Below are 273 nucleotides of genomic sequence, written 5' to 3'. Positions count from 1 at the left end.
TCCCCTACCCGTCTGATCCCTCGGCGGCTACGCCGCTTTGGGGCGATTCGCATGCGAAACGGCGTAGCCCTTTCCATGCAGATAGCGATAGAACAGCTCGACATACGGCAGCTCATCGAGCGGCTCATCGGTCAGCCCTTCCGGCACCTCGACACCTCGGAAGCACCCAGCAGAACCAAGAAGGCGTTTCCCCTTGAGCGTCTGAAAGGCATGCCATGTATCGGCAACCGGCTGATCGCTGAACTTGACGGCGTACTTGAAAACCTCCATGAA

Annotated in this window: 1 pseudogene; it reads right to left on the bottom strand. The window is 58.6% G+C overall.

Annotated features, from left to right (window positions below):
• Positions 1–27 precede the first annotated feature (27 nt).
• A pseudogene (locus ABG80_RS22675) lies at positions 28–273 on the bottom strand (hypothetical protein); the annotation flags it as partial.

Origin of the sequence: Aquabacterium parvum (assembly GCF_001447195.1) — a bacterium.
GTDB classification, from domain to species: domain Bacteria; phylum Pseudomonadota; class Gammaproteobacteria; order Burkholderiales; family Burkholderiaceae_C; genus Aquabacterium; species Aquabacterium parvum.
Note: the sequence above shows the minus strand (reverse complement) of the source record. Positions and strands in the feature narration are given on the sequence as shown.